Raw genomic sequence first — 8793 nt, forward strand, 5'->3', positions numbered from 1 at the left:
TTGTCAGTCCTCGGGTGTCATCTGCGGACCGCCATTGTGGCCCAGCAACTTGGCAAAGCTTTCCTGCATCGGGTGCAGGGTGCCTTCGGGCATGGCGTCGATCTCGGATTTGATCTGTTCCATGTTGTCGGCGTAGTCGGTGCCGGTCAGTTCGGCGGCTTCTTCTTCCAGAGTCGAAAGCCCCAGCGCGACGCGCATCGCCGCGGCCTGGGCTTCCTTGACCGGATCGACAAAACCCTTGCCGGGGCCGATCCACTTTGCCCGGGAATAGGCGGGCAGGAAGGTGTAGAAATCAGGCGCGCCACTGGGCAGCGCGATATGGCCGTCCATCACCATCTCTTCGAGCCAGGCCATGAAAAACGGCTGGCAGAACCCCTGAGCAAAAGCTGTCCGGCGTGCTGTCCAGCCGCGCCAGATTTCGATCATCGCCGCGCGCGCCGACGAATAGTTGGTCTTGGACCAGTCCGAGGCAAGCTGCTCGTAACTGATGCCCATGCCCGAGGCGATCTGGCGCAGGACTGCGGATTCAAAATCCGCGAACTGCGCCGCGGGGCGGGCTGTGCTGACCATGCCGATCTCGTCGTTCGGATACAGCGTCTGCACCCGCGCGCCACCAACACGGATCCCGTTGCCATCGCCGTAGAAGGCAGAACGCGCGCCCTGGTATTTCAGGAATCCCTCGCCGCCGTTGTCGGCAAACAGATCATCGATGACGTCCGGGCCCATCGGCGACTTGATGAAGGCGGCAAGCACCGCGTTGATCACCGCCGCCTGCAGCTCGACCTTGCTGTAGTGATCCTCCATCTTCAGCTTTTCGACAATCGGTGCCATCCGGCTGATGCCCCGCGTCTGTCCATCCCGCACCTTGTCGAAGAAATGGATGACCTGAGGCCGCCCGTTCCGGCCCTCGCGTGCGATCCGCTTCCAGGTGAAACTGGCGGTGATGTCAGGCCAGGACGTGTCCCGATGCCCCTGGCGGAAATGAAACGCGCGCGACGCGCCGTCCCGGCTGATCTCGATGCCACCACGCAACCGGGCTTCATCTGCACCATCATCAGGATTGCTCAGAAGATCCGGATCGACAAGCCGCAGCGTCGTTCTGGTCGGTCGGTGGGGACGCCAGTTCACGAGCCCCAGCGCCTCGCCCTCAATGATGTAGGTCCGGTAGGCCAGCCCGAACATCTGTGGCAGGGTCTGCGATCTCGTGGTATCCCCGAAACGCCGCGGATCATCCGCATAGAGCCGCCAGCGCGCCTCCACCACTTCCTTGAACTCCCGTGCCCATCCAGCTGTCAGCCCGAGCGCCCGCCAGTCCGGCTTGAGCAACGGCCGGAAGTTCGACCCGATGACGCTGTCGACTTCCTTGGACACACCGCCGGCCGCCCAGCCGTTGTTGCGCACCAGGTCGCGGGCCCGGGCGGTGACGCGGTCGCGTCCCGGCAGAACTTCGGCATCGGCCGCGCGGTTCTGCGGCAGGTATCCCGCCAGCGTATCGATGCCGGGATCGGCCGCCGCGTAGGGCGTCGATCCGTTGAAGCCTGCATCCCGCAAGCCACCGGCACGTGCCCTGCGCGAGATGATCGGAACGTCCGTCCACTGCGAACGCGCCATCAGAAGATCACCCGACGTGATCCGGACCCGGATCCGGACTGACCCAGCTGACGTTTCAGGCTCTGGATGTACCGACGCAGACGGCTTTCATCGACCGGGGTGAATTCTGTCCGATGCCCCTCATATCCAACAACGGTCACCGAGTCCCCGGTCATCACCCGGTGCAGAGCAGCCTCTGCCTCACTCAGCTGAGTTTCCAGAGTGGCCGTATCAATCGCCATCGGGTCTGATCGCCTTCATCAATCGGCTGGCCGCATCTGCAGCCTGACCGTGTTTCTTGTTCGGTCGCTGAGCCGCTGCGTTGGCAGCGGCGGCCAGCGGCAGTTCAGCATCGAAGAGGTCACCCTGCCCGTCTTTCGGCACAGCGCCCCGCTCCACATCCAGTGCATCCCACTGATCGTCGGTCATCGAGGTCCAGCCCCTGCGCATCGCACCGGCCTCGGCATAGTTCATGGTGTCGAGACCTTCATTGCGCCGGGTCGGCTCAACCAACACCCAGGCACTGGTCATCACGCCGACCGCATTGCGCCGCACGACCCGGGTCTCCGAAGTAATCATTCGGTAATATTCATCACCAAGATCCCGTGCGAACCGGGTTTATCCGCGCGCCTCCGGATCGACCTTTTCGAGATGGCTGTAAAAGCCCGCCTTCAAAGACGACACATTCAGGTTGAAGGCGCGCTTCTGCGCCCGTTTGACCTTGCCATCCCGCCGACGCTCGAACTTCTGCGCCACCATGAGCGGGCCGTTCTGCGTCGACCCACCCTTGACGATGATCACCCGGCTCCAGGGATGTGTCCTGGCCCAGCTCCAGACATCATCGGTATAGGCCCCGCCGTCGATCGCCAGGATGTCGAGGCCGAACCGCAGCCCCAGCTCGGTACGCCATTCCTGTTTCAGCAGCGCGTTCAACGCGGCGCGCCCCTCGTCGCTGCCGATATGGTGCGGGATCACCCGGTAATCGATCACCCAGCGCCGCCGATTGCGCCCGAATGCCACCAGCTGCACTTCGACCCGGTCATCCTGGCAGTCGACGCCCGCACCGAAGATGAAACCGATCGATGGCAACGTGCCGATGTCCAGAACCGATCCCGGCTCGGCATTCTCGGTCCGGTCCCGAAGCTGCTCCCAGTCCGGCGCGCCCGTCGCCTGCTCATAGGGCAGCCCCAGAACATCATTCCAGAACACCTGCTCCACCGCAGCGCTGACACCAGCCGACGTCGCCGGTCCTGATCGCTTGTCCGCGCCAATTTCAGCATCGTCTTCCTTCGCGGCACCGGCGGCGGGCAAGCTGCGCCCTGCTTCAATCCGCGTCCAGCCCATGATCTGCGCGAATTCCACCGCGATCGAGGTCCAGTCACGCTGCGGGGCATAGGCGCGCCAGAGGTGAAACCCCGGATGATCGCCGTTCGGGTTCTGGCGCACCCACCGCCCCCCGCGAACCATGCGTTCCTTGTCCGCATGGCGGATCGCCGCCTTGCAGCGCTCGCAGGTGAAATGCGCCGCATGAAGCCGCTCCGGGTCGATGTTGGCCCGGAAGTTCTCCCAGGTCAGCGCCTGCTCGAAACCGCAATGCGGACAGGGCACATGGTACTCGCGCCGGTCACTGCGCTCATAGGCCAGCGAGATCCGGCAGGTACCCTTGATCATCGCCGTCGAGACGCGCAGGATCTTCGCATCCTCGTAGCCGGAGGCCCGGCTTTCGGCGAGCTTCTCCGGATCCCCCTTCTCGGACGGCTCGAACTTGGACAGATCGTCCATGATCACCAGCCGCCTGCTGGTGCCGGTCAGATCCGCCGGCGATCCGGCGGACGCGACCTTGAGCGAGCCGTTGCGATCGAGAGTCTCCTGGTTGAAGGTATTGTCGCGGTTTTCCCCGCGCCCTGCCCCGAACATGCGCAGCAGACCCGGCGCCTGTCGACGCATCGGCATCCACTTGTTGTTGACCCATTCCGAGGCGGCACTGCCCGTCGGATGCACGATCAGTGAATCCAGCGGGGTGTATTCATGCCATTCCGCCAGGGTCGGCTGAATGATCGAGACCGTCTTGCCCCATTGTGCCGAGCCGCGGATCGTCACCTCGCGGCTGGGGTGTTCCGGCGACAGGACGTCGTGAATCTGTTTCAGGAACGCGAACCGCGCGATGTCGAACGGTCCCGGCATCGGCGAGCGGGCATCGAAGACGATGTTCTCCGCGCACCAGCGGGTGATGTCCGGCGGCGGCGGCGGCGCCATGGCTTCGGCCATCGCAGCCTGCACGATGCCCTCAGCCGATGTCAGGAACCCCATCTCAGATATCCGCGTCCCGCTCGTCCTGATCCAACTGCATCCTGTCCGAGGCCTCGGCCAGCAGCGCAGATCGGGATTGCCGATGTTCGCGCCAGGTCGTCACGAGAATCTGACGAGCTGTCTTGAAATCGACCCCCAGCTGATCCGCGATCGCACGGGCCCCGCGCCGCATCACGCTTTCGAACTCCGCGATCTCCTGTGCAAGAGCCCGGGCCGTCGCCTGTGCCGCCTTGTCCGCCAGCACAAGCGTGCCCTCGTCCACCTGGTTCTGCCGCCGCAGCCTGCGGGCTTCCTCTTCGGCCTTCTGGGTCCGGGCCAGTTCGTACCGGTCCGGATCCCTTGCCGGCAGTTCTCCGTCGCGCCGTGACGCTTGCCCTTCCGTGGCCGCATCTTTGATCCGCTTGCGCGTCTCCGCGCCGTTGCCCATCAGCTGCCCGGCGTCGAGTCCCTGCTTCAGCGCGAACTTGACCCTGCCAAGGTCGAAGCGCCGGGCACGCCCGTCGCCGCTGTAACACCCGTCAAGTTTCCCGGCAGAGACATACTGACTGATCCGGCCTTTTGAGAGGCCAAGCGCCTTTGCCAATTCCGTCGTGTTCATGGCGTCCCGCCGAAGATGTTTACCCGGCCCTCTGGTTTAGCGCCCAATGGTTTAGGCTTTCCGTTTGGTTTACCCTGTCAAAAGCCACGCGCTTCGCCGCCCCGTATACGGTCGCTCGCCGGGAGGGACCCGCGAATTCGACGGCGCAGGCTTCCGCCCGCCTGGATCGCGGTGGCGGGTCATCGCGCGGCGCCATGCCTTTTCGTCCCGGGCTCGGGCTGACAGGCAAGCGGCTGCGCTGGCCCCGGGTTTGCACCTGCGCAAAGGGTGGGACATGAAAAAGCCCGGCAGTGGTGTGGTCCACGCCGGGCGCAATTCGCTCGAGGCCAATATGTCAACAGGCTGAGATATTCGTCAAGCCACTTTGTGTTGCCCAGGGTGTTCGCGGTGGCATGGCATCCGATACCTCGAAGGCAGACAGCCCGCCATAGAGCCGGAATGTGTCGCGCAATTCCAGCAGTGCGCCCCACCATCCCAGGTAGGCGCGGCGCGCTGCGGCGATCTCCCGGCCTGTGTTGATATAGGTCACCGGGCAGATCGTCACGTCCATGCGCCGCGCGCCCTTTCGCCCCGCGACCATGATTTGCCCGATGACCTCGGTCCGCGCAAAGAGTCCATGCTTGCTCTGCCGCCAGTCCTGCGGGATGCACTTTGCCCGATCATCTGTCCGCCAGTCAGGAGTCCGACCGGCGCGGGCCAGTTCCGCGATCCAGAGCGCCATTCGGCGCCCGCCATGTCCCTCGGGAAGGGCTGCCAGTGCCGAGGCCACCACATCCGCGTCCGGATGCGGCAAGGAGCGCCCGCCCCCATCGACCCGGCATCCCAGCCGGGCGCGTTCGATCATGATGTATTCCATCCCGATTCCGGTTCGCGCGCCGGACAGGGTCTCGATCTCGTTGAAGTCGAGCGTGGCGATCTCGCGCTGGAAGGCCCATTCGAGCAGTTCACAGATTGAGGCCGCCGTGCGCTGTGCCCCACGGCCGGGGCGGACGGGACGGGTCACCACGCTGTGCATCATGCCGCATCCCCCTGCTGATCCGTCATGATCATCGCCACCCGCTCCGCCATTGCCGCCACCTGTGCCAGTCGGGCGCTGTCATCGTGATCCAGAACCCGGCCTTCCTCCCGCAACTGGCGCAGTCGGGCATCGGACGCCGCCCGCGTGGCGATGACCCGGCGCTCGCCGTCATTCAGCGGCGGGCGGTGATGCCGGGCGAAGAACTCGAATTCCTGCACCAGCACACCCTGCCGTTCGGCGCGCGGCCCCTCGATCGAGCGGAACCAGCTGACCAGATTGCGCAACTCCTCGACCGGCTGCGGCTGGACGATCTGGGCGAAGGTCAGCATGGCGCCGCGCCGCAGCCATTCCTTGCGCAACCTGCCCTGCCCCTTGGTGCGGATCATCTGGAACAGCACGACCAGATCGTGATCGCCCATGTAGGCCAGGTCATCGCAGAGCTTGTCCAATTCCGCGGACCAAGGATCGGCCTTGACCCCGGCCGGGCGCTGGTAGCCGAGTTCATTCATGGGATCGATCAGCAGCCTGCGCACCCTGCCTCGGTTGGTCTCTGTCCTGTCCGTCATGGCCTGTCCCCTTTTCTCAGCATTCCCCGGTTTCCGTCGCGTGCGGCCTTTGTGTCCGGGCGCCGCTACCTGTCTTTCCATTTCATGTCTTTTCCTGTGGTGGCTGACAGATAGCCCTCAAATGTCCGCCAGATGTCGTGTTATCTGTCCGGACATGTCCGTATCTGTCCGCAGACACATACGGACACATCCGGGCTATTTTGGAGGTTTGCGGAAGAACCCCGCACAGACCTTTTCCAGACAGGCCTGGACGGCAGCGTGCAGCTGTTCGGTGGTGCGCTTCTTGTTGCCGTCCGCTTCCATGGCGTCCCGGATATGGGCATCGACCCAACGCACCTGTGCCGGGTCCATCGCGATCGCTGGTGCCATGCCCGCCAGGGTCTCGGCCAGCCGCACCAGCCGCTTCTGGGTCGAGGCGCCGTCCGTGCGCGCGGCGTTCAATTCCTTGCGGCTCAGCGCGTTGATGGCCACGCGGGTTACGGTGTCGTGCATCAGGCGCACGTCGCCGTTGTCGCAGACGCACCGGTACCAGCCGTAGAGCACGCCAAATTCCTGCTCTGCCAAACCCTTGAAGAGGATCGGGTCGACCGCCGGCTTGACCATGCCTGCAAGCCGCTCAAGCCGGACCGGCAACGTGCCGACCGGGGTCTGTTCATGCGCCTGCTGCACCAGGTCGAACCAGATGCTTTTGACCTGGTGATCGGCTTCATAGCGAAACTCGCTGTGCAGGAATCGCTTGAACTCCCATGCGATGAACTCGTGACTGTCCAGTCGCACCGAGGACGAGATCGGGTATTCCGGAAGGTCGCCGGTTTCAACGGGGCGCAGATGAGGCTGGGTCACGCCCCACCCCCCGCCGCCAGCTCGCCACCGCAGGCCGCATCGCCCGCCAGATCGACCCAGTTGTCGCTGTGCCCGGGGTTGCCCCAGGCGCGGCAGGTCTTGAGATCCGCCAGCAGGATGCAGACCTGCGCCGGGGTCACGGCCAGGCCGAGCCGCGCCGACCAGACCGCCGCGATGGCGCCAAAGGTGTCCTCTGGCGCGCCATGGGTCGCGGCGCGATCGACCGTGACCGCCTGCCGGGCCGCATCGAGGATGTCGGCGCGGAGGCTCACAGCCTGCCCTCCAGCTGGTCGAAGTGATGGCCCAGCCTGCGCGCCTGGGTGCCCATTCCCGTTTCCAGATGCCCCGAGAACAGCAGCGGCGGGCGCTGGCCGTTGACCAGCGGCACGGCGGCGCGCAGCCCGTAGGTCACGCCGTTGTCCGGGTGGTCGATGACCTCGACCTCGATATGCCCCAGCCGGAACACCCTGCGCTGCACTCTGGTGGTCTCGGGGTGGCGGCTTATCGCCCGGGCGGAATGCGCGCTCATGCCCGGGGCTCCTGCGCCACGCGGGCCGCCATGATGCGCCCGGCCAGATCCTCGGACACCCGGGGCCGGGGATCGACAAACAGCCGCTGCAGCGCCCGCAGCACAAACGCCTCGGCCTGGTTCAGCGCCTCCGGCGGCCGCTGCGGCTGGAGCGGCGGCTTTGGCCTGTTCGCGGCCAGCCCGAGGGTCGCGCGCTGCCGTCTGACCCCGCTGACATGCCGCCCCACGCGCGCCGCGATCTCGTCATCGCTCAACCCGTCGGCAACACAGGCGGCGACCACGGCAAGGCGCTGTTTCTCGTGCCAGACGGCGGCGGCGTGTGCCGCCAGCCCCTGAACGCCGCGACAGTGGCGCACCGTCGAGATCGACAGACCTGTCCGCCGGGCGATCTCGGGATCGGGCAGACCTTCGGAATGCAGCCTCGCCACCTTCTCGCGCCGCGCCTCTACCTGCGCCTCATTGCTGCGCTTCAGGCCCAAGGCGCGGCGGATGTTGCCCACCCTCTCCTGCGACAGCCCGAGACTGGCGGCGATCTCGGCGTCGGACCGGCCCGCGTTGAATCCGGCGGCAACACCGCGGCGGCGCTTGGCAATCTGCTGTTTCGTCAGCCGTGCCGTCATGTCCGGGCCCACCAGCGCGCCGGCATCCCGCCATCGCGGTTGGCCTTGCGACGACAGGCGCAGGGGTGCTTGGCGCATTGCTCGCTGGTTCGGAACTGGACGCCCAGAACCGCATTCCGGGACAGGCCCATACGCTTGGCCACCGCACCGGATGACTGCTGTTCGACATTCAGAAGGTGCAGGATTTCAAGATTGCGCAGATCATCTGCGCGCCCGGGTGTCGGACTTTTGTTCATTGCGGGATCCTCACAAAAATCCCCGGCAGGCCGGAGGCCACTGCCGGGGAAGTCTTCCAACAAGGGAGGTCGGGGGCACTCTGCACGGCGACCCGCGCCCCCACGGTACGGGCGGAAAGGTGGCTCAGGGAGGAAGAGGAGAGCCCCGCCGTGCATGATCCGCGGAGGGCCATCAGGCACCCTCCAGAAAGTCGTCGACATAGCTTACCATGGCTTCGGAGCCGCGCACAGATGGCGACGCGCGCAGCCGGGTGCCCCAGCCCCTGGCAGCGACGACGCGCCCGACCCGGCGCGGATCGACACCCAGCGCCTCGGCAATCTGTCCGGCGGTGACATCCCAGCCCAGCGGGCTGGCATAGCCCCAGATGCGATAGGCCAGCGCCTGCGCCCGGACGGACAGCACCGCGCGGCTCACGGATGCCACCGCAGCGCATCGCGCAGCAGCGTGAACAGCAGCCAGAACGCCCCGCCCAGCCCGGCCAG

Annotated in this window: 11 protein-coding genes and 1 pseudogene; all 12 read right to left on the minus strand. The window is 65.7% G+C overall.

Annotated elements, in window-relative coordinates; all coding sequences use genetic code 11:
* Window positions 1-3 precede the first annotated feature (3 nt).
* Window positions 4-1611 carry a phage portal protein gene (locus tag FOY53_RS20685; protein ID WP_146592213.1) on the minus strand — a complete coding sequence of 536 codons (1608 nt, stop codon included), beginning with the start codon at window positions 1609-1611 and terminating at the stop codon, window positions 4-6.
* Window positions 1611-1832, minus strand: a complete 222-nt coding sequence (gene gpW, locus FOY53_RS20690; protein WP_146592214.1) for a gpW family head-tail joining protein — start codon at window positions 1830-1832, stop codon at window positions 1611-1613. The genes FOY53_RS20685 and gpW overlap by 1 nt, the downstream gene beginning before the upstream one ends.
* Window positions 1822-3900: pseudogene (locus tag FOY53_RS20695) on the minus strand (phage terminase large subunit family protein). Before FOY53_RS20695 ends, gpW begins: the two are co-directional and overlap by 11 nt.
* Before the next feature lies 1 nt (window position 3901).
* Entirely contained in the window at window positions 3902-4498 is a 597-nt protein-coding gene (locus FOY53_RS20700) for a hypothetical protein (protein ID WP_146592215.1), read from the minus strand.
* 334 nt (window positions 4499-4832) lie between these two features.
* Window positions 4833-5516, minus strand: coding sequence for a hypothetical protein (locus tag FOY53_RS20705; protein WP_146592216.1), 684 nt, complete (start codon window positions 5514-5516; stop codon window positions 4833-4835).
* Window positions 5513-6082 carry a hypothetical protein gene (locus FOY53_RS20710; protein WP_146592217.1) on the minus strand — a complete coding sequence of 190 codons (570 nt, stop codon included), beginning with the start codon at window positions 6080-6082 and terminating at the stop codon, window positions 5513-5515. The genes FOY53_RS20705 and FOY53_RS20710 overlap by 4 nt, the downstream gene beginning before the upstream one ends.
* A gap of 195 nt (window positions 6083-6277) precedes the next feature.
* A complete protein-coding gene (locus FOY53_RS20715; protein WP_146592218.1) occupies window positions 6278-6925 on the minus strand; it encodes a hypothetical protein in 648 nt (215 codons plus the stop codon).
* A complete protein-coding gene (locus FOY53_RS20720) occupies window positions 6922-7197 on the minus strand; it encodes a DUF6378 domain-containing protein (RefSeq protein WP_146592219.1) in 276 nt (91 codons plus the stop codon). The genes FOY53_RS20715 and FOY53_RS20720 overlap by 4 nt, the downstream gene beginning before the upstream one ends.
* Window positions 7194-7454, minus strand: a complete 261-nt coding sequence (locus tag FOY53_RS20725; protein ID WP_146592220.1) for a hypothetical protein — start codon at window positions 7452-7454, stop codon at window positions 7194-7196. Before FOY53_RS20725 ends, FOY53_RS20720 begins: the two co-directional genes overlap by 4 nt.
* Window positions 7451-8074, minus strand: coding sequence for a helix-turn-helix domain-containing protein (locus FOY53_RS20730; protein WP_146592221.1), 624 nt, complete (start codon window positions 8072-8074; stop codon window positions 7451-7453). The genes FOY53_RS20725 and FOY53_RS20730 overlap by 4 nt, the downstream gene beginning before the upstream one ends.
* On the minus strand, window positions 8071-8310 hold the full coding sequence (locus FOY53_RS20735) for a hypothetical protein (RefSeq protein WP_146592222.1): 240 nt from the start codon (window positions 8308-8310) through the stop codon (window positions 8071-8073). Before FOY53_RS20735 ends, FOY53_RS20730 begins: the two co-directional genes overlap by 4 nt.
* Before the next feature lie 172 nt (window positions 8311-8482).
* Window positions 8483-8793, minus strand: a 311-nt coding sequence (locus FOY53_RS20740; protein WP_222435307.1) for a hypothetical protein, incomplete at its 5' end; no start/stop codon positions are given.

Source organism: Puniceibacterium confluentis, from assembly GCF_007923445.1.
GTDB classification, from domain to species: Bacteria; Pseudomonadota; Alphaproteobacteria; order Rhodobacterales; family Rhodobacteraceae; genus Puniceibacterium; species Puniceibacterium confluentis.

Coding starts and splice junctions, on each gene's coding strand:
- FOY53_RS20685 (WP_146592213.1), bottom strand. CDS start 1,611: ATGGCGCGTTCGCAGTGGACGGACGTTCCGATCATCTCGCGCAGGGCA.
- gpW (WP_146592214.1), bottom strand. CDS start 1,832: ATGGCGATTGATACGGCCACTCTGGAAACTCAGCTGAGTGAGGCAGAG.
- FOY53_RS20700 (WP_146592215.1), bottom strand. CDS start 4,498: ATGAACACGACGGAATTGGCAAAGGCGCTTGGCCTCTCAAAAGGCCGG.
- FOY53_RS20705 (WP_146592216.1), bottom strand. CDS start 5,516: ATGATGCACAGCGTGGTGACCCGTCCCGTCCGCCCCGGCCGTGGGGCA.
- FOY53_RS20710 (WP_146592217.1), bottom strand. CDS start 6,082: ATGACGGACAGGACAGAGACCAACCGAGGCAGGGTGCGCAGGCTGCTG.
- FOY53_RS20725 (WP_146592220.1), bottom strand. CDS start 7,454: ATGAGCGCGCATTCCGCCCGGGCGATAAGCCGCCACCCCGAGACCACC.
- FOY53_RS20730 (WP_146592221.1), bottom strand. CDS start 8,074: ATGACGGCACGGCTGACGAAACAGCAGATTGCCAAGCGCCGCCGCGGT.
- FOY53_RS20735 (WP_146592222.1), bottom strand. CDS start 8,310: ATGAACAAAAGTCCGACACCCGGGCGCGCAGATGATCTGCGCAATCTT.